The organism is Oribacterium sp. HCP3S3_B9 (assembly GCF_052064255.1).
Taxonomy (GTDB): domain Bacteria; phylum Bacillota; class Clostridia; order Lachnospirales; family Lachnospiraceae; genus Oribacterium.
On record NZ_JBQHVY010000020.1, the window covers coordinates 1 to 22,945 of the forward strand.

Sequence of the window (22,945 nt, forward strand, 5' to 3'; positions counted from 1 at the left end):
GAAAATCGGGAGATCAATCACATCCACCGGCTGATCAAACGAGCCCGCTTCCCCGTTTATAAAACCTTTGATGGCTATGACTTTTGCCAGACCAAACTGCCTCCAGCTCTGGCAAAAGAGGATCTGTTAAATGTCTCTTTCATCGAAAAGAAGCAGAATCTGGTTCTCTATGGACCAGTGGGGCTTGGGAAGACACACATGGCAATCGCCGCAGGCGTACTGGCCTGCAAAAAAGGCTATAAGGTGCGTTTCTATACGGTGACTGAATTGGTCCTGAAACTCGCCGAGGCGCGAAAAAACGGTACGCTGGAACGCCTGAGAACAACTCTTAACCAACAGGACCTGCTGATCCTCGATGAGTGGGGTTATGTGCCGGTAGACCGGGACGGATCCGAGCTGCTTTTTCAGGTCATATCGGACAGCTACGAAAGCAGAAGTCTGATCCTGACCACAAATATTGAATTTTCAAAATGGGGTGGCATCTTTACGGATGAACAGATGGCTGCCGCGATGATCGACCGTCTCGTCCATCATGGACACTTAATCATGTTCGACGGGAAAAGTTATCGGATGCAGCATGCATTGATGCGCCAGACAGTACCTCAGAATGAAGAAATCGTGTCCTGACAAAAACAAGGAATTCCCTTTCCAAAAACAGGGAATTTTGATGACAATTTTGAGGATTAACTATTGACAATATACAAGCAGCATATCGCGGAGAGTGTCATCGGAAAACTTGCTGTCTGGTCTTCCGTGCTGCAGGAACAGGCCCCATCCAGGTCAGAGGAGCTTGCTACTTCTCTGAAAACAGCCTATCCGGATTACATCAACACCGGAGTTATCGATCTTGGAGCCAAGGTTCTCCTTGGAGAAATTCAGTGGGGATGATTATGTTAAAACTTATAGCTTCCAATCATATCAAAAAGATCAGCTGGAAAAGTTCACTGCCCTGGCAAAGGAACTGATTATGAAGTCCCGCGCCGAAGAAGGAAATCTGTCCTATTCCATCAATGTAAGGGAACAGGAACTGATGTTGTGGATTTTCACGGATCTTTGCAAACACCTCGTCTCTCCATTTCGGCTTCCATCCAGAGAGATCGCTCATGCCGGTGAGAAGAAAGTTCTGCGGACGTTTCTTTTCCATCATCCTGAGCTTGCCTGGAAAGAACTCAGGATCAGAGAAGTCATCAATCATATGCCAGCGTTTCACATTGTTGCGGGCATAGCAATATGTACATCCCACTTTGCAGCCAATGACGATATTCATGTTCTGAATCTGATCTTTGATACAAATACTCATGACTTCTGCCACTCCTCAAGATTCTTTCTGATGCGGTCGAGGTATTCCTCAAACTGGGTAATTTCTTCCTTCGAAAAACCTTTGTAGTAAATACTGCCCATCTCATCAGATACAGAATCGTACTCACCCTTTAAGGCATGTGCTTTCTCAGTCAGAAACAGGAGTGTTTTTCTTTTGTCTGTTTCAGACTGAACACGGCTTATCAGCCCTTGATTTTCCATTCTTTCCAGCATCGTAGTAAGAGATGTTATCGCTAATCCGCATTTAGTCGAGAGTGCCCTGATTGAGATACCATCCTCCTGCCACAGAACATAAAGAATACGTCCTTGGGCTCCATTAAACGCATCAATATTCTTTTCACTGAGAATCTTCTCGAAAATCCGGTCTCCAAGCTGTTTTATTTTGGTGACAAGAAATCCTCCATTCATGTCCATACAAAAGCTCCTATATAGTAGTTTATTAAAAGCCTACTATATAGGAGCTTTATTGTCAACAATTTATATTTCTTAATAGGTAAATTTCGATTTCACGGCCAGTTCGACCGCGCTGTTTTCTTCCTCGGCAGACTCTCCTCCGCCTCCCTTTTCACATAGGTCAATTCTGATTTATATCTTGGAATACGTATCTCTTCTACAGATTCAAATGGGCGGCTCTGCATATTTATAATGGCTCTGTGGCCAAAGTGCATATCTGCCGTAAAATAAACCATATTTATCACGTTCCTTTCGGATCTTCGCGCAGAAGTTTCGCCGCGAGATTTTCAAAAGTTTCTTCCTTCTTCCGATCCGTCACTTCCGCATATACGTCCATCGTAGTCTCGATGTTCTTGTGTCCCGTGATGGATTGGATCACTTTGAGATTGTTCTCCACCTCGCAGAGCCAGGTCGCAAAGGTATGCCGGAGATGATGGCAGGAAAATTCCGGAAGCAGCATTGGCTCGCGGCCTTCCCGTGCAACATTGAGACGCTCATCAGCGTTATAGCTGTTCACAATCCGCTTAATCGTGCGGTTGACACTGGCAGGATTCGGCAGGGTACCGAAGCGGTTCTGAAAAACGAGATAAAACACGCTGCGCGAGTTTTATCTCGCTATCGCGACGCTCGCCGCACACGAATACTTCGCATTCGGCTGCGGCTCACTGTTCGCGTAAATAAAGAAGGCAGGTACTCCGACAAAAGTACCTGCCCTCTTTTATAGTCAAACTGGCGTATTAAATTCGATATATCACCAGATCCGCATAACATGCTGCATGCCAAGGCTGACAAGCGTAATTCCCGCCCAGCAGGCCGCGCCGATGACGATCGGCTTCCCGCCGGTCCGGATCAGTTTCACGATGTCGCTGTTCAAACCGATCGCAGCCATCGCCATGACGATGAAAAACTTCGACAGGTTCTTGAGTGGTACGAACACCTCCGTGCTGACGCCTGCCTGTACACAGACCGTCGTGATCACCGAAGCCAAAACAAAATACAGGATAAACACGGGAAACGCCCTGCGCAGGCTGAAAGCTTCACTATTCGGGGCAGTGCTGTTTTTCTCCGACTGTTTTGCACGAACGATCGAAAGAACCAGCGTAATCGGGATGATGGCCAGAGTACGTGTCAGCTTAACCGTGACCGCTTTATCCAGCGTCTGGTTCCCGAGGCCCCACATGCTGTCCCAAGTGGATGCCGCTGCGGTCACCGAGGAAGTATCATTAACGGCCGTCCCGGCAAAGATTCCGAAGGCGTCTCCGCTGGTAGTATCAAAGCCGATGGCATGCCCCAGGATCGGGAATAAAACCGCCGCAAGGACGTTGAAAAAGAAGATTACAGAGATTGCCTGCGCCACCTCATCGTCATCCGCACCAATGACCGGAGCGGTCGCTGCAATCGCAGAACCTCCGCAAATCGAGGAACCCACACCTACCAGTGTGGAGATGTTCCCCGGGACATGCATCAGCTGGTGCAGCAGCCATGCGATGATCAGCGAAGTGCTGATTGTACAAATGATGATCGGCAGGGACTGCTTTCCGGTTTCGGCGATCACCCCGAGGTCCATCCCGAATCCAAGCAGAACCACGGCTGTCTGCAGGATATATTTAGAAGTCCATCGGATCCCGCCTTCCGCAGGTCCTTTGTTTTTCCAGAACACAGTTACGGCCATTCCCGCCAGAATACCGATGACGGCTCCGCCGACAACCGGGAAGCGCTGTCCGATGATCCATGACGGAATGGCAATTGCAAGACACAGAAGAATTCCCGCGCCGTTTTTTCTTATAAATGACATGATAGATATGTCCTCCCTCTGTTTAATTTCATTGACAGGGATCATCATAGAATGGTAAATTCAAAATGTAAAATTATTAATTTCTTGTATACGATATTATTTTTTTATTGATAAGTGTGTCTTATGCTGGACTTTCGAATCAATACGTTTCTGTGCGTCTGCCAGACCATGAATTACACCAAAGCCGCTGCGCAGCTGAACATTACGCAGCCGGCGGTATCTTCCCATATCCATTATCTGGAGGATTATTACGGCACATCGCTTTTTCTATACCGGAATAAAAAACTGTATCTGACCCGGCAGGGAGAAATTCTTAAGGAACGCCTGCAGACCATGCAGAATGACGAGGTACAGCTCAAGCAGGAACTTCGTCCGGAGGACACCGGGATAAAATGTCTGTCCTTCGGCGTTACCATGACTGTCGGTGAATATGCGGTTGTAAATCCGCTGGCCGGGTTTCTGAAACGGCATCCGGATATGAATATACACCTGAAATTCGGAAATACCGAGCAGTTGATCCATCTGCTCGAAGATGGCAAGATTCACCTAGCACTTGTAGAAGGATATTATCCCGGGGATCAGTATGAGAATCTGACTTACAACACAGAGGATTACATCGCGGTATGTGCAGCCGAGCATGTTTTCAGGAATGGGACGCCGGCCTGTCTGAGAGATCTTCAGGGGGAGAGGCTACTGATCCGGGAAAAGGGTTCCGGTACCAGAGAAATCATGGAGCGCAGCCTGTCCGCCCGGGGCATCCGGCTGCATGACTTCTCTCATTTCATCGAAGTGGAGAATATGCATACGATCACAGCCCTGCTGAAAGAGGACTGCGGGATTTCATTCCTGTATAAAATTGCCGTTAAGGAAGAGCTCCAAAACGGCAGGCTGCGTGAAATAAAGCTCCGGGATTTTTCCATGCAGCATGATCTCGACTTTATCTGGGAAAAAGGCAGTATCTATGCCGGTCAATACCGGAGGATCTGTGAGGAGCTGATCAAGGAAAAATGATGCGAACCATCACACTGAAAGAGCAGCGGCAGCGTGTGAACCTGTCACGAAAGTTGCACATGTCTCGTACAAGAAGAAACTTTAGTGCCAAGTTCAAATCTGATCTCGTCCTTGAGGTTCTGAAGGGGGAAAAGGAACCTATTCCGTGCTGATGGTTATCGTAACATCTCCTTGTGAAAGAAGATCTGCCATCTCTGCCTCATCCTTATCAGATATATGACCGAGCCTTGTGTATGACCAGCTGTTGGAGCCATAGAACACTACCATCTGATTGCCCGAATAAAGTACAATGTCACTGTGCCTCTGAGCCATCACATATTTCAGTGTATCAGCAATAGAAAGAGCGTATGAAAAACGAAAGTTCTTTCACACGCTCCTCTTATAATCTCTATCCGGTTGGCTTCCCGCACTTCTTAAAACAACTCGTCCAGCTGATCCGAAAACATCCAGAGTTTCCCGCTCACTGCTTCTCCTCCTTCCGCCGCCTCTCTTCTTTGCTCAAACCGCGCTTACCAATTCCCCTGGTCTTCTCATGAAAGTTCTCGAGATAGGCATCGAAAATATCGCGGTTGATCAGCACCGTCCCTTCCATCCGGTACAACGCGCCCGCCCGATCCGCGAGCTCGATGAGCTTGCGGTGCGAGATGCTGTACACGACCTCCGCTTCCTGATAGCGAAGAAACTTTTTCCGCAGCTTCTTCACCTCTTCCCGGACTTCTCTTGGTCTTGTGATGTCCTGATACTCCTGTTCCATACGTTTCCTCCTTATGGATTTGTGGACAGATGCCCGGATAACAGGCATCTGCGTCATCTGGTTTCCATTCAAACAGGGATGAAAGGCTTTTCAGCCTCTTTTCCTGCTGTCTGCACGCAAAAAGGCACCCCCTCTCAGATTGATTCTGAAAAGGAGTGCCTTGAAGGTTTTCCGCCCGTCATTATCCCTGGATCAATACAGCTTCGCGCCGGCCGGGATGTGGTTGTCCACCATCAGAAGATGAAGCTCTTCCTCGCCGTTTTTCTCGTTCACCGCGGACAGGAGCATGCCGCAGGAGTCGATCCCCATCATCGCTCTCGGCGGAAGATTGGTGATGGCGATCAGGGTCTTTCCGACCAGCTCTTCCGGCTCGTAATAGGCGTGAATACCGCTTAAAATCACGCGATCCGTGCCCGTTCCGTCATCCAAAACGAACTTTAAGAGCTTCTTACTCTTCGGAACAGCCGAGCATTCTTTTACCTTCACAGCCCGGAAATCGGACTTGCTGAAGGTGTCGAAATCGACCTGATCCGCAAACAGCGGCTCGATCTTCACACCGGTAAAATCGATCTTTTCGTTCGGGGTGAAGAACCCGGTCTGATCGGAAACAGCCTCTTCGGTGGTTTCAGATCCGCCCTCTTCCCCGACCTTTTCACCCGCATGTGCTTCTTTGTTATCCGCCTTGAGGGTCTTCATAGTCGGGAAGAGGAGAACATCACGGATCGCCGGCGTATCGGTCAGCAGCATCACGAGACGATCGATACCATAGCCGATACCACCAGTTGGCGGCAGACCGATCTCCATCGCATGAAGGAAGTCCTCATCGGTGTGGTTTGCCTCTTCATCACCGGCAGCCGCCAGTGCATCCTGTGCCTTGAAGCGCTCACGCTGATCGATCGGGTCGTTCAGCTCGGAGTATGCGTTACACATCTCACGTCCGTAGATATAGAGCTCAAAACGCTCTACCTTTGTCGGATCGGAAGGCTTCTTCTTCGTCAGCGGCGAAATCTCTACCGGATGATCCATGATGAAGGTCGGCTGAATCATCTTCTCCTCACAGAATGTCTCGAAGAAACCGTTCTCGATGTCACCGATCTTATGGTGTGCCTCGTACGGAACGTTATGCTGATCCGCCAGTGCACGTGCCTCCTCGAGGGTCTTTACCGTGTTAAAATCAACACCGCACTCCTCCTTGATGGCATCCGTCATCGACAGACGGCGGAACGGCTTGCCGAGATCGATCTCGGTGCCCTGGTAGCTGATGAGGGTCTTCCCACATACCTTCTCTGCGAGGTAGCGGAACATGCTCTCCGTGAGCTCCATCATACCGTTGTAATCGGTATAGGCCTGATACAGCTCCATCAGTGTGAACTCCGGATTATGACGGGTATCGACACCCTCATTACGGAATACACGGCCGATCTCGAACACACGCTCGAGACCACCGACGATGAGACGCTTGAGATAAAGCTCGAGGGAAATACGAAGCTTTACGTCCTCGTTCAATGCGTTATAGTGGGTCTCGAAAGGACGGGCAGCGGCACCACCGGCATTCTCCACCAGCATCGGTGTCTCCACCTCCATGAAGCCACGTCCATCGAGGAAGTTACGAATCTCACGGATGATCTGCGAACGCTTGATGAAGACATTCTTCGAATCCTCGTTCATGATGAGGTCAACATAGCGCTGACGATATCTCGTATCGGTATCCTGCAGACCATGGAACTTCTCAGGAAGCGGATAAAGCGACTTCGACAGAAGTGTAAGTGACTGTGCATGGACAGAAACCTCGCCCATCTTCGTCTTAAATACGAAGCCCTTTACACCGACGATATCACCGATATCCATCTTCTTAAACTTCTTGTACTCATCCTCACCCAGCTCGTCACGGGTGATATATGCCTGGATACGGCCCTGCTTATCCTGAATATGGATGAAGGACGCCTTACCCATCACACGCTTCTGCATGATACGGCCAGCGATCGATACCTGCTGATTCTCGAACTTCTCGAAATCATCCCGGATCTCCTGGCTGTGCTGCTCCTGATCGAATTTCGTAATCTCGAAAGGATCCTGTCCGGCAGCCTGCAGCTCTGCAAGCTTCTCCCGGCGCGTACGAACGATATGGTTCGTATCCTCTACCGGCGCCTGGTTCTTCTGGTTTTCCTGATTCTCTGCCATAGCTTCTCCTTGCTTTTTATGCTTACGCCTCGTGATCGTTGACGCGCTCCACCTCAAGTACGCGGAACTTGAGATCACCCGCCTCGGTCTCAACGGTCACCTCATCGCCTGCCTTGTGGTGCAGAAGGGCCTTACCGACCGGTGCCTCGTTGGAAATCTTTCCGGTCAGGCTGTTCGCTTCCGAGGAACCCACGATGAAGTAGGTCACTTCCTCATCGAACTCCTCATCATAGAGCTTTACACGGCAGCCGACATTGATCTCACCCTCGACAGAGTCATCCACGACCTCAACGTTCTTCAGCAGTGCCTCGAGCTCGACGATTCTCGCCTCGATGTCTCTCTGCTCATCCTTCGCTGCATCGTACTCTGCGTTCTCGGAAAGATCGCCCTGCTCTCTCGCTTCCTTGATCTTCTCTGCGATCATCTGTCTCTTGTTGACCTTCAGATCATGAAGCTCCGCCTCATACTTGTTAAGACCTGCACGTGTCAGTAAATTCTTCTTTACCTGCTCTTCTGCCATGTTTCCCATAGCTCCTTTCAAGACTTCCTTCTGCTCATCCATCCGCGATGAATCAGCATTATAAAACAGGCCGCTTCCGAATGGCCGGAAACCGCCCATCATCCATTTTCACGATTGCATATTGTAAAGCAAATCAGCTCCACTTGTCAACATTTCATCGCGTCCACCAGCGCATACAGCTCCTCGATGCTGCCGGCGGTATTCACCTTCCCACGGAGCTTCGACGAGTCCGGGTAGCCCTCCGTATACCAGGCGATGTGCTTCCGCATCTCCCGGACCGTCGTGAATTCACCCTTATACTGAAGCATCAGCTCCGTATGATGGTGGATCATCGCGATCACCTCCTCGATGGAAGGTGCCGGCAGAAGCTCGCCCGTCCGGAGATACTCGACCGTCCGTCGGATGAGCCACGGATTTCCCTGGGCCCCGCGCGCGATCGCCACGCCGTCACAGCCCGTCTCGTCCATCATGCGCTTCGCGTCCTCTGGTGTGAAGATGTCGCCGTTTCCGAACACCGGAATCTTCACCGCCTCCTTCACCCGCCGGATCACTTCCCAGTCCGCTGCCCCACTGTAGAGCTGCGCCCGCGTCCGGCCATGCACCGTCACTGCCGACACGCCGGCCTGCTCCGCCATCTTCGCGAACTCGACCGCCGTATCGTCCGTTTTCTGAAAGCCCTTTCGGAACTTCACCGTCACCGGCTTATGGCAACGCTCTACCATCGCATGCAGAATCTCATACGCCAGCTCCGGATGGTTCATCAGATCACTTCCCTCATGATTGTTCACGATCTTCGCCACCGGACAGCCCATATTTACGTCGAGGATATCGAAACGATCCTCGATCCGGGACGCAATCTCCGCCATAATCTCCGGATCGGAGCCGAAGAGCTGCACCGCCACCGGATGCTCATCCGCCCCGGTCCGCATCAGCTCCTCGGTATTCTTATTATGGTAGAGGATCGCCTTCGCACTGATCATCTCCGTCGTCGTAAGACCGACCCCCATCTCCCGCAGGATCGTCCGGTACGGAAGATCCGTCACCCCCGCCATCGGTGCCATCGCCACATTGCTTGGGAGCTCCACATTTCCAATTTTCATATATTAATCATCCCCAAAAAGCGTATGGTACGCGGTCTGCTCCGCATTCGGGTCATCCGGCATCACCGGCATGTCCCAGGAACCCGTCATCCGGATCCCGCCCTGCTCCGACTCCGCGACGACATCCTGGTTCGATGTCTCCGCCGCGGACGTCCTCACCTCTTCCGAAGTCGCTCGACGCACCTCCGCATGGCCCTCCGGATTATTCGCACCCGGCTCCGCCTGCATGTCCGCCTCTGTCAGCTCCTCGGAAGACCGTCCTCTCCCATGCAGCATCTCCAGCGCCTGGTAGTAGGTCTCCAGCTTCGTAAACAGCGCCTCATAGCGCGTCGCCAGCTCCCCGATCTTCTTCTGTGCCTTCGCATCATCGAAACGAAGATCATCCTCCTCGTGCATCGACTTCAGTACCAGCTTCTGCTCCGCATTAAACGACATCAGAAAGACCCCACCGATCTCCTCGACATAATCCACCGCGATCAGCTTCAGCTCCTTCTGCACATCCTCCGGCAGATTCCCATACTCCGGATTCAGATAATACTTCTGATGATAGGCATTCGCCGCACACAGCACCACATCTTCTCTCATCATCGCACCTCACTGTTCTAAAAATCATCCGCATTATAACATCCATTCACCGTTCTGCAAAGTTAAGAAAATCGAAAAGGGCGACTGCAGATGCAGTCGCCCCCCTGTACTTATGACTTATCTAACCAGCAGCTTCGCGATACGATACTGCTCCTCGTTGATATCCTTCTTCATCTGAAGTGCTTCCTGGATATCATAATCGACGAACTCGCCATGCTTATAAGCCACAAGGCGATTCGACTTACCCTCATGCAGAAGCTCTACGGCACGTGCACCCATCATCGATGCATAGTAACGATCCTTACAGGTCGGTGAGCCACCACGCTGGATATGTCCGAGAATGGTTGCTCTCGTCTCGATACCCGTCGCTGCCTCGATGCGCTTCGCCATCGATGTGCTGTGGCCGATTCCCTCGGCGTTGATGATGATATAGTGCTTCTTGCCTCTCTTACGTGCCTCGATGATACGGTTGATGATCGCCTGCTCATCGCCATCGTAGCGCTCCGGAAGCAGGATCTCCTCCGCGCCGTTCGCCACACCACACCAGAGTGCGATGTAACCGGCACGACGACCCATGACCTCGATGATCGAGCAGCGCTCATGTGAGGTCGAGGTATCACGCAGCTTATCGATGGCCTCCATCGCGGTATTGATGGCGGTATCGAAACCAATCGTATAATCCGTACATGCGATATCGAGGTCGATCGTGCCCGGCACACCGATGGTGTTGATGCCGAGTGCACTCAGCTTACCCGCGCCACGGAAGGAGCCGTCACCACCGATGACGACCATGCCATCGATGCCATGCTTACGGCAGATCTCGGCACCACGTGCCTGACCCTCCGGCGTTGTAAACTCCTGACATCTCGCCGTATAGAGGATGGTACCACCACGGCTGATGATATCGGATACAGAGGTCGTATCCATATCGACGATCTCCTCCTGCAGAAGACCCGCATATCCTCTCATGATACCCTTTACCTTGATGCCCTCGTGAATCGCCGTACGAACAACACTACGTACACAGGCATTCATACCTGGCGCATCACCACCGGATGTCAGTACACCAATCGTCTTCACAGCTTTCGTCGCCATAATCCTATCCTCCAGATATATTTACATTCTCCCTAAACACACTAGCAAGCGAGATTGTGATAGCTTTCACAAACTCGCACTTATAATAGTTTAGTTTTGTACTTTTTTCAATACCTTATATGAAACTCGAACGTTTTTTTCGCCGAGAAGCTGATCGAGGCTTTCCATCAACACCGGATCGAGCTGCACCGCATGCTGACGGTCGAGGCGTTTCACGGCCTTTTCCTGACGGAGATAGATCGCCACGCCATCTTCCCCGGGGTGTGCTCTCAGGAGCTGTTCCAGCGCCTGCTGCTCAGCAAAGTACTGGTTTTTATCCTGGAGCTGCAGCCAGAGCTCCTTCGGTGCCTCCGCGAAGGTATAGATCCGATCGGCGATCAGCTTACTGTCCTTCTCGCCGGAGCCGTCGACATGTCCCTCGATAAAGAGCTTCGCATCCGGCGCGAGCAGTGCACGCATCGTCTGGTAGGTCTTCGGGAAGACGACGACCTCCACGGTACCCATCCGGTCCTCGAGCTGCAGGAAGGCCATCTGCTGCTGTTTCCGGGTGGTCTTCATCTGCAGCTCCGTGAGGATCCCGCCGATCGTCACCTTCTGCTGATCACGAAGCGGCACGGTGCCTGTCTCATCGTCCCGGCGGAAGTCCGCACTCGTGGCAGAGACATTGGCATCCATCACGGCGCGATAGGCATCCAGCGGATGGCCGCTCAGATAGAAACCGAGCGCCTCCTTCTCGTACTGCAGCAGCTCCTCCTTCGAATACTCCGGCAGCTTCGGCATGCGGATACGGAACTCGCCCGCCTCCTGATTATCCTCCCCGAGGAGATCCGCGAGGGTCATCTGACCCGCCATCGAATTCTGCTTTTCCTTCACACGGCCTTCGATGATGGTCGGAAGGATCGCGATCTTCTCCCGGCGGTTGCCCGGGAACGGATCGAGCCCGCCCGCCTGGATGAAATACTCGATGGCGCGGCGGTTGATCCCCTTCTCCGAGACACGGACGACGAAATCCTCGAAGTCCTTATACGATCCGTGCTGCTGCCGCTCCTTCACGATAGCCTGCGCAGCGCTCCGACCGACGCCCTTTACGGCACTCAGACCATAGCGGATCGCCCCTTCTGTGGAGACCGAGAATCCGATCTCCGCCTGATTCACATCCGGCGGCAGGATCGCGATGCCGAGCGTGCGTGCCACATCGAAGTACTCGGCGGTCTTCCCCATGTTATCCATATAGGAGGTCATGAGCGCCGCGAAAAACTCGGCCGGATAGTAGCAGCGAAGGTAAGCCGTCTGGTAGGAAACGACGGCATAGCAGGCCGCATGCGACTTGTTGAAGGCATACTTCGCGAAGTCGATCATCTCGTCATAGATGTGGTTCGCCGTCGCCTCATCGATGCCCCGCGCGATGCAGCCCGGGATGTGCTGCTCCGGATTACCATAGACGAAGTTCTTCCGCTCCTCCTCCATGACCTTCGTTTTTTTCTTGCTCATGGCACGGCGCACGAGGTCCGAGCGTCCCATCGAGTAGCCGGCGAGATCACGCACGATCTGCATGACCTGCTCCTGGTAGACGATACAGCCATAGGTCGTCTCGAGGATCGGACGGATCTCCGGGCAGTCGTAGCTGATCGATTCCGGGTGCTCCTTGCCCTTTATGTACTTCGGGATGAAGTCCATCGGACCCGGTCGGTAGAGTGCGACACCGGCGATGATGTCCTCGATGCCCTCCGGCTTCAGCCGCTTCATGAAATTCTTCATGCCGGCTGACTCGAGCTGGAACACACCCTCACAGTGCCCGCCCGAAATCATCTGGTACACCTTCGGATCGGCATAGTTCATGTTCTCGACACTCAGGTCTGCATGATGCAGCTTATTCACATCCCGGATAGCATCCTTGATGACCGTCAGATTCCGAAGTCCTAGGAAATCCATCTTGAGAAGCCCCAGCTCCTCGATCGTCGTCATCGTAAACTGCGTGGTGAGGGTGCCATCTGCCGCCCGCGATACCGGCACGTACTCCACCAGCGGCTTTCCGGAGATCACGACGCCGGCCGCATGCATGGAGCTGTGGCGCGGCAGTCCCTCGAGACGCTTACTCATATCGATGAGGCGATGCGTCTCCGGATCCTCCTCATACATCTTTCGAAGCTCCGGATTCGACTGAAGTGCCTTATCGAGCGTGATGTTCAGCTCATTCGGCACCTGCTTCGCGATCATATCACACTTCGCATATGGAATATCCAGTACACGCCCGACATCACGGATGACACCGCGCGCGGCGAGCGTACCGAAGGTGATGATCTGCGACACACAGTCCTTACCATACTTCCGGGTCACGTACTCGATCACCTCCTGCCGGCGCTCATACTCGAAGTCCATATCGACATCCGGCATGGTGACACGCTCCGGGTTCAGGAAACGCTCGAAGACGAGATTGTAACGCATCGGGTCGATATCCGTGATGCCGATGCAGTACGCGACGAGGGAGCCCGCCGCCGAGCCTCTGCCCGGCCCCACCGCGATATCGTGCGTCTTTGCATAGTGCACATAATCCCAGACGATCAGGAAGTACTCGACGAAGCCCATGCTCGCGATCGTATCGAGCTCATAGTCGAGACGTGCCCGGTACTGCTCGCCATCCGCGCCGTAGCGCGCCCGGAGGCCATCCTCACAGAGCTTTCGGAGATAGCCCGTCGTGTCATAGCCCGCCGGCACCTGATAGCCAGGCACATGGTAGTGTCCGAATTCAATGCTTACATTACAGCGCTCTGCGATTTTATGGGTGTTGTCGAGGGCTTCCTCCGCATACGGAAATAAAGCCCGCATCTCCTCCTCGGACTTGATATAGAACTGCCCACCCGGATAGCGCAGACGATCCTGGTCTGTGATTTTCTTTCCGGTCTGGAGACAGAGCAGGATATCGTGCGGCTCTGCATCCTCCTTCCGGGTGTAGTGGATATCGTTTGTGGCGACCAGCGGAATCCCGGTTTCTTCATGTAACTGAAGTAAGCCTGCATTGACCTTCCGCTGCTCCGGATAGCCATGATCCTGAAGCTCGAGGTAGAAGTGCTCCGGCCCGAAGATGGAGAGGTAGCGCAGCGCCGCCTTCTTCGCCTCCGGATACATATTCCGGGTGAGGTTTCGTGACACCTCGCCGGCGAGGCAGGCGGACAGGGCGATGATGCCCTCGTGGTAGCGCTCGAGCGTCTCGAAGTCGACACGTGGCTTATAGTAGAAGCCGTCGATGAAGCCCGTCGACACGATCTTCATGAGGTTCGCGTAGCCCTGGTTATTCTCGGCGAGCAGCACGAGATGGTAGTAGCGGTCCTCGCCCTTTCCGACCTCCCGATCGAAGCGGGAGCCGCCCGTGAGATAGACCTCACAGCCGAGGATCGGCTTGATTCCCTGCTTCTGCGCCTCCTTATAGAAGTCGATGACACCGTACATCACACCGTGATCGGTGATGGCCATCGAATCCATCCCGAGCTCCCGGCAGCGCGCGATCATCTCCGGGATCCGACCGGCGCCATCGAGAAGGCTGTAGCTTGTATGAACATGTAAATGCGTAAAGGCCATCATACCCTCCAGTAAAAACAGATGCCTCTATTGTAGCATAGAATATACGCGAATGCTTGTTCTTTTTTGTACAAAAATTAAGGGAGACGCCTTTCGGCGTCTCCCTCCGTAATATTCAGCTCTTAAGCCTCCGCTCCGCAGAGATACTCTGTGATGCTCTTCAGTGCAGCATCCTCATCTTCACCGTCTGCGCTGACTACCAGCTCCTGTCCGTTGTCAAGTCCCAGTGCCATCATCCCCATGATCGACTTGGCGTTGACCTTACGTGGACCATCAGCCATATAAATGCGTGATTCAAAGCGGCTGGCAATTTGAACAAGCATCGCGATCGGATGCTCATCCGGTTTTTTCGGTAACTGAACTACTACATTTGTATCCTTCATATAATCCTTCCTCGAAGATAGAACTCGCGTTAAACGCTCCTCCCTGGATGCAAGCATCACTTCACCGAACGCTCTTCGCTATCTTTACACTATATACCCGCGGTTTTTCCCCTTAACTCCGACGCGATCCTGGAAAGCTTCCGAAGTCGATGATTGGCACCGCTCTTTCCAATCGGTTCCGAGAGGCAGGCTGCAAGCTCGGTGAGGGTGGCATCCGGATTCTCCAGACGCTTCTCCGCGATCTCACGCAGTCCCAGCTCCAGGTTCTGAAGCCCGATCTCCCGGTCGATCAGTTCGATATCCTCCACCTGGCGAATGCCGGCGGATACCGTCCGCTGCAGGTTGGCTGTTTCACAGTTCACCTGGCGGTTGATCTTCTCACTGACCTCCTTGAGTATTCTGACATTCTCAAGCTCCATGAGGCCATCCACAGCACCCATCAGCTTCAGTACATCCGAAATCTGCGCAGCATCCTTCAGATACACAACCAGATGCCCGCCCCGCTCCATGATACGTGGCTCGAGGCCGAAGCTTCGGAAGACGTCGATGATCCGATCCGCCTCCTCTGCTCCACCGCAGACCAGCTCAAGATGATAATCCTTCGTCGGATCCGTGATCGACCCCGCACTCAGGAAGCGCTCCCGAATGAAGTCCCGCATCTCGAGATCCTTCGAACCATTGCTAACCATATTAATGTCTTTTTCAGAGACTGTAAAGTCTTTTTTGCGTAGCTCCTGTTTCACTCTGGCTGAAAAAGATGTTCTCGTCTTCGCTTTTGCGCCCAACTCTGCCTCCATACACTGTTCGTTCTGGTATATTTTACTCGTCCTCTCCGAACGGCTTCTGTTCCAGGTCCTGCGCGCACCGGCCTGGACTGTGCTGCTCCGCACCGCTCAGCGTTCGATATCCCGGTGGTCGATGCGCAGTCCGTAATCCGCCGTTTTCTTCAGGCGCTCATAGAGGAGCTCTGCGATGGTGACGGAGCGGTGATGCCCGCCCGTACAGCCGACGCCGATCACGAGCTGATTCTTTCCCTCCTCGATATAATGCGGGATCAGAAAGCAGATCATATCATAGAGCTTCTGGAGAAATTCTTCTGCGACGCCGTCCTGACAGACGTAATCGCGCACACTCTGCTCGAGGCCGGTATGGCTCCGAAGCTCCGGATCGTAGTAGGGATTCGGCAGGAAACGTACATCGAACAGCAGATCTGCATCCTCCGGAATCCCATTCTTAAAGCCGAAGCTGAGGATCGTCACCTGCAGATTCTCATATGCCTTCTGACCCTCGAAGATATCCGCGAGCTGTCCGCGCAGCTCCTTCGTGAGCAGATGCGAGGTATCGATGATGTAGTCGGCCTTTTCCTTGAGCCAGCTCATCTCCTTCCGCTCCGCCTCGATGCCGGTTTCGACACGGCCATCCTTACTGAGCGGGTGCGCACGCCGGGTCTCCTTGAAGCGCTTGAGGAGGGTTTCGTCGGAGGCATCGAGAAATACGATTTCGTAGTCGATGCGTCCCCGGATGTCCCAGGTGTCGAGCACCTCCTTCAGCAGCGGCAGATCCCTGCCGGAGCGCACATCGATCCCGAGTGCCGCCTTCGTGATCTGCTCATGACCGTCGACGATCAGCTCCGCGAATTTATCGATCAGCGGAATCGGCAGATTGTCGACACAGTAGTACCCCATATCCTCGAGGGACTTCAGTGCGATCGTCTTGCCGGCGCCACTCATCCCCGTCACGATTAAAAGTTTCCCCATAGCTTCACCTCCGGTGTCAGCTCTACGTGCTGCTCCAGGAGGACCCGCTTCCGAACCTCTCCGATCAGCCAGTAGATGTCTGCTGCCCGCGCGGTTCCGTCGTTGATGACGAAGCCGCAGTGCTTCTCGCTCACCTGCGCACCGCCGTGCCGGAAGCCACGGAGTCCTGTGTCCTCGATCAGCTTGCCGGCGAAGTAACCCTCCGGCCGCTTGAAGGTCGATCCCGCCGAAGCCTTGTCGAGCGGCTGCTTCTCCTTCCGCCGGTTCTGGAAATCGGCCATCCGCGCCTTTATCTCCGCCGGGTCTCCCTTTCGCAGTGCCAATGTCGCCGCCACGACGATATACCCTCTCTCGGGGATCACGCTATGCCGGTAGCCGAGCGCAAGCTCCGCCGGCGTCAGGGTCCGAAGCTCCCCTTCCGGTGTCAGGACGTCCACGGAGTACAGCACATCCTTCATCTCCGTGCCATACGCACCCGCATTCATCGTCACCGCACCGCCGAGGGTGCCCGGGATGCCGCGGAGTGCCTCCATACCGCTGAGCTCCTGCGTCGCTGCAAACTGCGCCGCCTTACTGAGCAGGGTGCCGGCCAGCACACGGAGATAGTAGATTTTCTCTTCGGCTGCTTCGTTCACTGCAGCACTGTTCTCAGATTCCGCAGCGTCCGACGCCACGCGCGCAGCTGTTCCGATCGAGGACGACAACCCGCGAAGCGGTGATGCCGCGTCGGAAGCATTGGCCTCTGGAAGAAGCTCGATGCCCTCCAGCGCACGGCCGATCTCTACGACGACATGATCGACGCCGGCATCGCTTACCAGCAGATTCGTGCCGTTTCCGATGATGTCATACGGGAGCTTCTCTTCGTGGAGGAAGCGAATCAGCTTCTGAAGCTCCTCGATATCCTCCGGAATCACATAGACCTTTGCCGGGCCACCGACCCGGAAGCTCGTATGCTGCTTCAGAGGTTCATTTTTCAGTATTTTCATAAATCAGTTTCCGTTCTTCATGTTTGCGGTGACACGCTCGTAGAGCACCTGCGCCGCGTTGTAGCCCATCTTCTTCGCACGGTTGTTGACCGCAGCACACTCGACGATGATGGCGACATTGCGCCCCGGGCGAACCGGAATATCGTAGCAGATCACCTTGTTGCCGAGGAACTCGGTGTAATTATCCTTGAGGCCGAGACGGTCGTAATCCTTATCCTTCGACCAGTCAGCGAGCTTGATGACCATGTTGATGCTCTGGGTATCCTTCACGCACTCGACACCGAACATCTGCTTGACGTCGATGATCCCGATGCCGCGCAGCTCGATGAAGTGACGTGTGATATCCGGCGCACTGCCGACGAGGGTATCATCGGAGACCTTGCGGAGCTCGACGACGTCATCCGCCACGAGACGATGTCCACGCTTTATGAGCTCGAGCGCGGCCTCAGACTTACCGATACCGGAATCGCCCATGATCAGCACGCCCTCACCATATACATCGACAAGCACGCCGTGCACGGAAATCATCGGTGCCATCCGGACCTTCAGCCAGCTGATGATCGTCGCCTCCAGCTCCGTCGTCATACGCGTCGACTGCAGCAGCGGGATCCCCGCATTGCGGCACGCATCGATCATGCAGCTGTCCGGCTCGATCCCACGTGCATAGATAATGACCGGAATCGGATACTTCGACAGCGCTGCATACTTCGCACGGCGCTCCGGTGCATCAAAGGTCATCAGGTACGCCGTCTCTACATTACCGATGATCTGCACACGCTCAGAATCAAACTGGTCGAAAAAGCCCGCAAGCTGTAACGCCGGACGGTTCACATCTGGAATCGTGATATATTTATGGTCTGTATCGATATCTGGTGTCAGATTTTTGAGTCCTTCCTTCTCGATCAGCTCTGTAACACTCACCTTATCTACTGTCTGCATCTTCGTCTCTCCTTCATGTCTCTTCCTCTGGCCGATTTCATCCGAACCAGGTTCTGCCTGTCGACATACTAAAGTTAGTATATTTTGTTGAAGGGTAAAAATCAACTGCGAGGGGCACACACAGCACACTATGCTATGACCGAAGTAACAGTTCCGAACCCCTGTGAGTTGCGGAACCACACCAAATGAACTAAGATACGAATATTAGTACGAATGCAATATAACATCGATATACATCGATATAACAGGAAGTAAATCATATGAATTCAAACTCTCCGATCGGCGTTTTCGATTCTGGTGTCGGTGGGATCTCCGTTCTTCGGATCCTCCGTCACGATATGCCGAACGAAAATTATATATTCTTTGGGGACAGCATCCACGCGCCCTACGGCGATCAGCCGGAGGCGCGTATCCGTGAGATGTCGGATGCCAATGTAGAGTTCCTTCTGGCACATGGCTGCAAGGCCATCGTCATCGCCTGCAACACAGCGACCTCTGCCGCGGCTGACTGGCTCCGCGCGAAGTATCCGGAGCTCATCATCATCGGCATGGAGCCGGCGGTGAAGTCTGCGGTGGATCACGCCGAAACGAAACATCCGCGCGTACTCGTGCTTGCGACCGCATCCACGATTCACGGCGAGCGACTGCACCACCTGATCGGTCGCTTCAGCGACGCCGCCGAGATCCATCCGGTCGCCGCGCCAGGCATCGTGCCGCTCGTGGAAGCCGGAAAGGAAAACTCAGACGAGCTCCTGCGCTATCTTCAGGACCTTCTCCGCCCGTTCCGCAAAAAAGAAGACGGCGGTGACGGTCTCCTCGTCGACAGCGTCGTCCTCGGGTGCACCCATTTCCCGTTCGCGATGGATGCCATCCGAAACGCCCTCGGCTACGACTTCACCTTCTATGACGGTGCCTATGGAACCGCCCGCGAAACGAAGCGTCGCCTTCAGGAAGCGCATCTCGTCAATGCTTCCGACGCTGCAGGCACGATCACCCTCTACTCCAGCGTTCCCGGACAGGAAGCCGTCGCGCTTCAGCAGAAACTCCTCGACCTGCCATTTACATACGCACCGGAAAACTGAAACGTAGCATCCGAAGCCGGGCCGTGGTGAGGACGGAGGGACCGTAGAGCATTTCGATGTCTGTCCCAGGCTTTCTGCTAGGGGCGTCCCAATGTCCTATGTACGCCCGAATTGTCTGAGGTCTGTTTTCCATCAGGAAAACAGGCCGAGTATCGGGCGATGGTCTGACGCCACTTGCAGAAAGCCTGGTTGACAGACCCGAAATGCGTGATCGGCCCTCCGTTCCACCACGGCCCGGCTTCGGTCACCGTGAAATGCGGCTGAAATGCGTAGAACTTCCACTTGCACATTCCGGACGAGTGTGTTATAGTCCATAGGTATTTGTAAAACTATGTATGAGGTGGTGAAGATTTATGAAAATCGCACTTGTCATTATATTCTGTATTTTAGGCGTTGCTCTTTCCGCTATCATTCTGATGCAGGAAGGTAAGAGCCAGGGTCTCGGTGCCATCTCCGGTATGGCCGACACCTACTGGGGCAAGAACAAAGGCCGTTCCATCGAGGGCGGACTGGAGAAGTTCACGAAGATCGCAGCTGTGCTCTTCTTCGTCGTAGCGCTTGTTCTCGACGTTATCTGGTAATGACGAATAAGATTTGATACGATGTACCTGCATACGTTTTGTATGCAGGTTTTATTTTTTAATGAGGAAACTTATGCAGGATTATCAAAAGGAAAAACTCGCGAAGCTGATCGTGGATCTCGTGAAGGATCCGATCTATCAGCCGATGAAAGCGAAGGAAATGGCCATGCTGATCGGTATTCCGAAGCCGGAGCGTGCCGCCCTCCAGGAGGTGCTGGACCGTCTCGTATCGGAGGGCCGCATCGGCATCTCCCAGAAGGGAAAGTATGGCCGCACAGAAAATTTCACACATGTCGGCACCTTCCATGCGCATCCACGTGGCTTCGGCTTCGTGTCGATGGAGGGCCACGAAAATGAGCCGGACATCTTTATCCCGGCCGATTATGTCGGTGAGGCGCTCGACGGTGATCGCGTGCGCATCATCATCACCCGCAGTGCAGACGCGAACCATCGCTCCGAGGGACACATCACCCAGATCCTCGAGCATGCCCATAAGGAAATCGTCGGCTTCTATCATAAGAATAAATCCGTCGGCTTCGTCGAGCCGGACAACCAGCGGATCCTGAAGGACATCTACATCCCGCAGGGGAAGGATATGCACGCCGTAAACGGACACAAGGTCGTCGTGAAAATCATGAACTACGGGGATGAGAAGCACAGTCCGGAGGGTGTCATCACCGAGATCCTCGGCCATGTCAATGATCCGGGCGTCGACATTCTCTCCATCGTCCGGGCCTACGGGCTCCCGGAAGCCTTTCCGAAGGACATCATGCGCGCTGCCCAGGCGATCCCGGAGACCGTGCCGGAGGACACCATCGCGCGTCGCCGGCAGCACGACTTCCGTCCGCTCACCACCATCACCATCGACGGTGAGGACGCGAAGGACCTCGACGACGCCGTTTCCCTCGAGTACGACGAGACGACGAAGCAGTACCGCCTCTATGTCCACATCGCGGATGTCACGGAATATGTGAAGGAGCACTCGCTGATCGATCAGGAAGCCCTGAACCGCGGCACCTCCGTCTACCTCACGGACCGCGTGATCCCGATGCTGCCACGTGTGCTCTGCAACGGCATCTGCTCCCTGAACCCGGAGGAGGATCGCCTGACCCTCTCCTGCGTCATGGACATCGACGCCAGCGGCAGGATTCTGAACCACGAGATCTGTGAGTCCGTCATCCGCTCCGACAAGCGCATGAGCTACAGCGGCGTGCACGCGATCCTCACGAACACGGAGCTCACGAACGGCGAGGACATCGCCTCCTACCTGCCGTATAAGCCACTGCTCGAGCGCATGTACGAGCTGTCTCAGCTCCTCCGCAAGCGCCGCTACGAGCGTGGTGGCATCGACTTCGACTTCCCGGAGACGAAGATCATCCTCGATGCACAGGGCCACGTCACCGACATTCACCCGTACGAGCGTAACGAAGCCCACATGCTGATCGAGGACTTCATGCTCGCGGCCAACGAAACCGTCGCCGAGGACTTCTTCTGGCAGCAGGTTCCGTTCGTCTTCCGTGTACACGAGAAGCCGGATGCCGAGAAGTTCCAGCAGCTCAGCCTCGCCATCGAGAGCTTCGGCCACTTCATCCGCATCCGCGATGACGAGAGCATCCGCCCGAAGGAGGTGCAGAAGCTCCTCGATGCCATCGTCGGCACCCCGGAGGAGCCGATCATCAAGACGATGACCCTCCGCTCCCTCAAGCAGGCCCGCTACTCCACCGAGTGCTCCGGTCACTTCGGCCTCGCGGCGAAGTACTACTGTCACTTCACCTCTCCGATCCGACGCTATCCGGACCTCCAGATCCACCGGATCATCAAGGAGGACCTCCGCGGTGAGCTCGACAAGCGCCGCCTCGAGCACTATAAGAACCTGCTCCCGGCCGTCGCCGACCGCTCTTCTACCCTCGAGCGCCGCGCTGACGAAGCGGAGCGTGAGACCGACAAGCTGAAGGAATGCGAGTGGATGCGTCACCACATCGATGAGGAGTTCGACGGCGTCATCTCCGGCGTCACAAACTACGGCATCTATGTCCAGCTCCCGAACACCGTCGAAGGCATGTGCGCTGTCCGCCTCATGGACTCCGACTACTACATCTTCCGCGAAGACAAGTACGAGCTGGTCGGTGAACGTACCGGCCGTACCTATCGTCTCGGTGACCACGTCCGTGTACGGGTGCTCAATGCAGACAAACTCACACGTACCATCGACTTCCAGCTCCTGGGCCCGGAAGACAGTGAGGCATGAGAAACCACAGGTTGATTGAAATTCTGTAAAAATCCTGTCATACTAGGACTGTTCATCAGTAAGCAGAGAGGTACTATCATGGCAAATCACGGAAAAGAAGAAGGCACCAAGCTCATCGCAAACAACAAGAAGGCCTACCACGACTACTTCGTGGATGAGACCTTCGAGTGCGGCATCGAGCTCGCGGGCACAGAGGTCAAGTCCCTCCGCCTCGGCCAGTGCTCTATCAAGGAATCCTTCTGCAACATAAAAAACGGAGAGGTCTTCATCTACGGCATGCATGTGAATCCGTACGAGAAGGGCAACATCTTTAACAAGGACCCGCTGCGCGACCGCAAGCTCCTCCTCCATAAGTCCGAGATCAATAAAATCCTCGGCAAGCTGAAGGAGGACGGCTACGCCCTCGTCCCGCTCCGCGTCTACTTCCGCCGCTCCCTCGTGAAGGTCGAAATCGGCCTCTGCCGAGGCAAGAAGCTCTACGACAAGCGCGCAGACCTCGCAAAGAAGCAGCAGAAGCGCGAACTCGAGCGCGACTTCAAGGGCGCAAACCTTCGCATCTGATCTTAACAAAAAAGACTT

General features: G+C 54.1%; 21 protein-coding genes and 3 pseudogenes. 7 read left to right on the top strand and 17 right to left on the bottom strand.

Annotation, left to right across the window (positions count from 1 at the left end):
- Positions 1-627 (top strand): IS21-like element helper ATPase IstB (gene istB, locus ACTNC3_RS09540; RefSeq protein ID WP_441227280.1); only part of this gene is annotated, 627 nt, incomplete at its 5' end.
- 63 nt (positions 628-690) lie between these two features.
- Positions 691-888 carry a hypothetical protein gene (locus ACTNC3_RS09545; protein ID WP_441227281.1) on the top strand — a complete coding sequence of 66 codons (198 nt, stop codon included), beginning with the start codon at positions 691-693 and terminating at the stop codon, positions 886-888.
- Positions 889-1,018: 130 nt separating this feature from the next.
- Here the strand turns inward: ACTNC3_RS09545 and ACTNC3_RS09550 are convergent.
- The 4 genes and pseudogenes from ACTNC3_RS09550 to ACTNC3_RS09565 form a co-directional block, all read right to left on the bottom strand.
- A pseudogene (locus ACTNC3_RS09550) lies at positions 1,019-1,300 on the bottom strand (radical SAM mobile pair protein A); the annotation flags it as partial.
- Positions 1,297-1,734: a radical SAM mobile pair system MarR family transcriptional regulator gene (locus ACTNC3_RS09555; protein WP_441206768.1), complete on the bottom strand. Its 438-nt coding sequence runs from the start codon at positions 1,732-1,734 to the stop codon at positions 1,297-1,299. The pseudogene ACTNC3_RS09550 and the gene ACTNC3_RS09555, both read right to left, overlap by 4 nt.
- A 280-nt stretch (positions 1,735-2,014) precedes the next feature.
- Positions 2,015-2,356: pseudogene (locus ACTNC3_RS09560) on the bottom strand (tyrosine-type recombinase/integrase); the annotation flags it as partial.
- Positions 2,357-2,524: 168 nt separating this feature from the next.
- The gene (locus tag ACTNC3_RS09565) at positions 2,525-3,568 is read right to left on the bottom strand and encodes a YeiH family protein (protein WP_277648096.1); all 1,044 of its coding nucleotides are present in this window, start codon (positions 3,566-3,568) and stop codon (positions 2,525-2,527) included.
- Between the two features lie 123 nt (positions 3,569-3,691).
- Between ACTNC3_RS09565 and ACTNC3_RS09570 the strand changes: the two genes are divergently transcribed.
- A complete protein-coding gene (locus tag ACTNC3_RS09570) occupies positions 3,692-4,579 on the top strand; it encodes a LysR family transcriptional regulator (RefSeq protein WP_277648097.1) in 888 nt (295 codons plus the stop codon).
- Positions 4,580-4,717: 138 nt separating this feature from the next.
- On the opposite strand, the pseudogene ACTNC3_RS09575 reads toward ACTNC3_RS09570, so the two are convergent.
- The 13 genes and pseudogenes from ACTNC3_RS09575 to hprK form a co-directional block, all read right to left on the bottom strand.
- Positions 4,718-4,927: pseudogene (locus ACTNC3_RS09575) on the bottom strand (cyclophilin-like fold protein); the annotation flags it as partial.
- 112 nt (positions 4,928-5,039) lie between these two features.
- Complete coding sequence (locus ACTNC3_RS09580; protein ID WP_270441751.1) at positions 5,040-5,333, bottom strand: DUF6462 family protein; 294 nt, start codon at positions 5,331-5,333, stop codon at positions 5,040-5,042.
- A 192-nt stretch (positions 5,334-5,525) separates the two neighbouring features.
- The gene (gene lysS / locus ACTNC3_RS09585; RefSeq protein WP_441227282.1) at positions 5,526-7,514 is read right to left on the bottom strand and encodes a lysine--tRNA ligase; all 1,989 of its coding nucleotides are present in this window, start codon (positions 7,512-7,514) and stop codon (positions 5,526-5,528) included.
- Positions 7,515-7,536: 22 nt separating this feature from the next.
- Positions 7,537-8,034, bottom strand: coding sequence for a transcription elongation factor GreA (gene greA / locus ACTNC3_RS09590; protein WP_410043410.1), 498 nt, complete (start codon positions 8,032-8,034; stop codon positions 7,537-7,539).
- Positions 8,035-8,180: 146 nt separating this feature from the next.
- Positions 8,181-9,134: a tRNA dihydrouridine synthase DusB gene (dusB, locus tag ACTNC3_RS09595; RefSeq protein ID WP_410043409.1), complete on the bottom strand. Its 954-nt coding sequence runs from the start codon at positions 9,132-9,134 to the stop codon at positions 8,181-8,183.
- A 3-nt stretch (positions 9,135-9,137) separates the two neighbouring features.
- Complete coding sequence (locus tag ACTNC3_RS09600; RefSeq protein ID WP_410043408.1) at positions 9,138-9,722, bottom strand: DUF6145 family protein; 585 nt, start codon at positions 9,720-9,722, stop codon at positions 9,138-9,140.
- Between the two features lie 114 nt (positions 9,723-9,836).
- Positions 9,837-10,814, bottom strand: a complete 978-nt coding sequence (gene pfkA, locus ACTNC3_RS09605; protein WP_441227283.1) for a 6-phosphofructokinase — start codon at positions 10,812-10,814, stop codon at positions 9,837-9,839.
- Positions 10,815-10,904: 90 nt separating this feature from the next.
- Positions 10,905-14,390: a DNA polymerase III subunit alpha gene (locus tag ACTNC3_RS09610; protein WP_441227284.1), complete on the bottom strand. Its 3,486-nt coding sequence runs from the start codon at positions 14,388-14,390 to the stop codon at positions 10,905-10,907.
- Positions 14,391-14,512: 122 nt separating this feature from the next.
- Positions 14,513-14,773, bottom strand: a complete 261-nt coding sequence (locus ACTNC3_RS09615) for an HPr family phosphocarrier protein (RefSeq protein WP_410043405.1) — start codon at positions 14,771-14,773, stop codon at positions 14,513-14,515.
- Between the two features lie 89 nt (positions 14,774-14,862).
- Positions 14,863-15,462 (bottom strand): DNA-binding protein WhiA, encoded by a 600-nt coding sequence (whiA, locus tag ACTNC3_RS09620; RefSeq protein WP_441227285.1) that lies wholly within the window; start codon positions 15,460-15,462, stop codon positions 14,863-14,865.
- Positions 15,463-15,666: 204 nt separating this feature from the next.
- Complete coding sequence (gene rapZ, locus ACTNC3_RS09625; protein WP_410043403.1) at positions 15,667-16,530, bottom strand: RNase adapter RapZ; 864 nt, start codon at positions 16,528-16,530, stop codon at positions 15,667-15,669.
- Positions 16,515-17,516, bottom strand: coding sequence for a UDP-N-acetylmuramate dehydrogenase (murB, locus tag ACTNC3_RS09630; RefSeq protein ID WP_441227286.1), 1,002 nt, complete (start codon positions 17,514-17,516; stop codon positions 16,515-16,517). The genes rapZ and murB overlap by 16 nt, the downstream gene beginning before the upstream one ends.
- A 3-nt stretch (positions 17,517-17,519) precedes the next feature.
- Positions 17,520-18,455 (bottom strand): HPr(Ser) kinase/phosphatase, encoded by a 936-nt coding sequence (gene hprK, locus ACTNC3_RS09635; protein WP_410043401.1) that lies wholly within the window; start codon positions 18,453-18,455, stop codon positions 17,520-17,522.
- A gap of 260 nt (positions 18,456-18,715) precedes the next feature.
- On the opposite strand from hprK, the gene murI reads away from it, so the two are divergent.
- From murI to smpB, 4 genes are all read left to right on the top strand, one after another.
- Positions 18,716-19,537, top strand: coding sequence for a glutamate racemase (murI, locus tag ACTNC3_RS09640; RefSeq protein WP_441227287.1), 822 nt, complete (start codon positions 18,716-18,718; stop codon positions 19,535-19,537).
- Positions 19,538-19,890: 353 nt separating this feature from the next.
- Positions 19,891-20,118, top strand: a complete 228-nt coding sequence (secG, locus tag ACTNC3_RS09645) for a preprotein translocase subunit SecG (RefSeq protein WP_410043399.1) — start codon at positions 19,891-19,893, stop codon at positions 20,116-20,118.
- Between the two features lie 73 nt (positions 20,119-20,191).
- Entirely contained in the window at positions 20,192-22,366 is a 2,175-nt protein-coding gene (gene rnr / locus ACTNC3_RS09650) for a ribonuclease R (protein WP_441227288.1), read from the top strand.
- 78 nt (positions 22,367-22,444) lie between these two features.
- Complete coding sequence (gene smpB, locus ACTNC3_RS09655; RefSeq protein WP_410043397.1) at positions 22,445-22,927, top strand: SsrA-binding protein SmpB; 483 nt, start codon at positions 22,445-22,447, stop codon at positions 22,925-22,927.
- Positions 22,928-22,945: the final 18 nt, after the last annotated feature.

Excerpts from the sequence above, each read along its gene's own strand:
- dusB (WP_410043409.1), bottom strand. The coding sequence starts at position 9,134 with ATGAAAATTGGAAATGTGGAGCTCCCAAGCAATGTGGCGATGGCACCG.
- ACTNC3_RS09600 (WP_410043408.1), bottom strand. The coding sequence starts at position 9,722 with ATGATGAGAGAAGATGTGGTGCTGTGTGCGGCGAATGCCTATCATCAG.
- ACTNC3_RS09610 (WP_441227284.1), bottom strand. The coding sequence starts at position 14,390 with ATGGCCTTTACGCATTTACATGTTCATACAAGCTACAGCCTTCTCGAT.
- murI (WP_441227287.1), top strand. The coding sequence starts at position 18,716 with ATGAATTCAAACTCTCCGATCGGCGTTTTCGATTCTGGTGTCGGTGGG.
- hprK (WP_410043401.1), bottom strand. The coding sequence starts at position 18,455 with ATGCAGACAGTAGATAAGGTGAGTGTTACAGAGCTGATCGAGAAGGAA.
- murB (WP_441227286.1), bottom strand. The coding sequence starts at position 17,516 with ATGAAAATACTGAAAAATGAACCTCTGAAGCAGCATACGAGCTTCCGG.
- ACTNC3_RS09570 (WP_277648097.1), top strand. The coding sequence starts at position 3,692 with ATGCTGGACTTTCGAATCAATACGTTTCTGTGCGTCTGCCAGACCATG.
- ACTNC3_RS09565 (WP_277648096.1), bottom strand. The coding sequence starts at position 3,568 with ATGTCATTTATAAGAAAAAACGGCGCGGGAATTCTTCTGTGTCTTGCA.
- whiA (WP_441227285.1), bottom strand. The coding sequence starts at position 15,462 with ATGGTTAGCAATGGTTCGAAGGATCTCGAGATGCGGGACTTCATTCGG.
- ACTNC3_RS09555 (WP_441206768.1), bottom strand. The coding sequence starts at position 1,734 with ATGGACATGAATGGAGGATTTCTTGTCACCAAAATAAAACAGCTTGGA.
- pfkA (WP_441227283.1), bottom strand. The coding sequence starts at position 10,814 with ATGGCGACGAAAGCTGTGAAGACGATTGGTGTACTGACATCCGGTGGT.
- rnr (WP_441227288.1), top strand. The coding sequence starts at position 20,192 with ATGCAGGATTATCAAAAGGAAAAACTCGCGAAGCTGATCGTGGATCTC.
- greA (WP_410043410.1), bottom strand. The coding sequence starts at position 8,034 with ATGGCAGAAGAGCAGGTAAAGAAGAATTTACTGACACGTGCAGGTCTT.
- ACTNC3_RS09615 (WP_410043405.1), bottom strand. The coding sequence starts at position 14,773 with ATGAAGGATACAAATGTAGTAGTTCAGTTACCGAAAAAACCGGATGAG.
- smpB (WP_410043397.1), top strand. The coding sequence starts at position 22,445 with ATGGCAAATCACGGAAAAGAAGAAGGCACCAAGCTCATCGCAAACAAC.
- lysS (WP_441227282.1), bottom strand. The coding sequence starts at position 7,514 with ATGGCAGAGAATCAGGAAAACCAGAAGAACCAGGCGCCGGTAGAGGAT.
- ACTNC3_RS09580 (WP_270441751.1), bottom strand. The coding sequence starts at position 5,333 with ATGGAACAGGAGTATCAGGACATCACAAGACCAAGAGAAGTCCGGGAA.
- secG (WP_410043399.1), top strand. The coding sequence starts at position 19,891 with ATGAAAATCGCACTTGTCATTATATTCTGTATTTTAGGCGTTGCTCTT.
- rapZ (WP_410043403.1), bottom strand. The coding sequence starts at position 16,530 with ATGGGGAAACTTTTAATCGTGACGGGGATGAGTGGCGCCGGCAAGACG.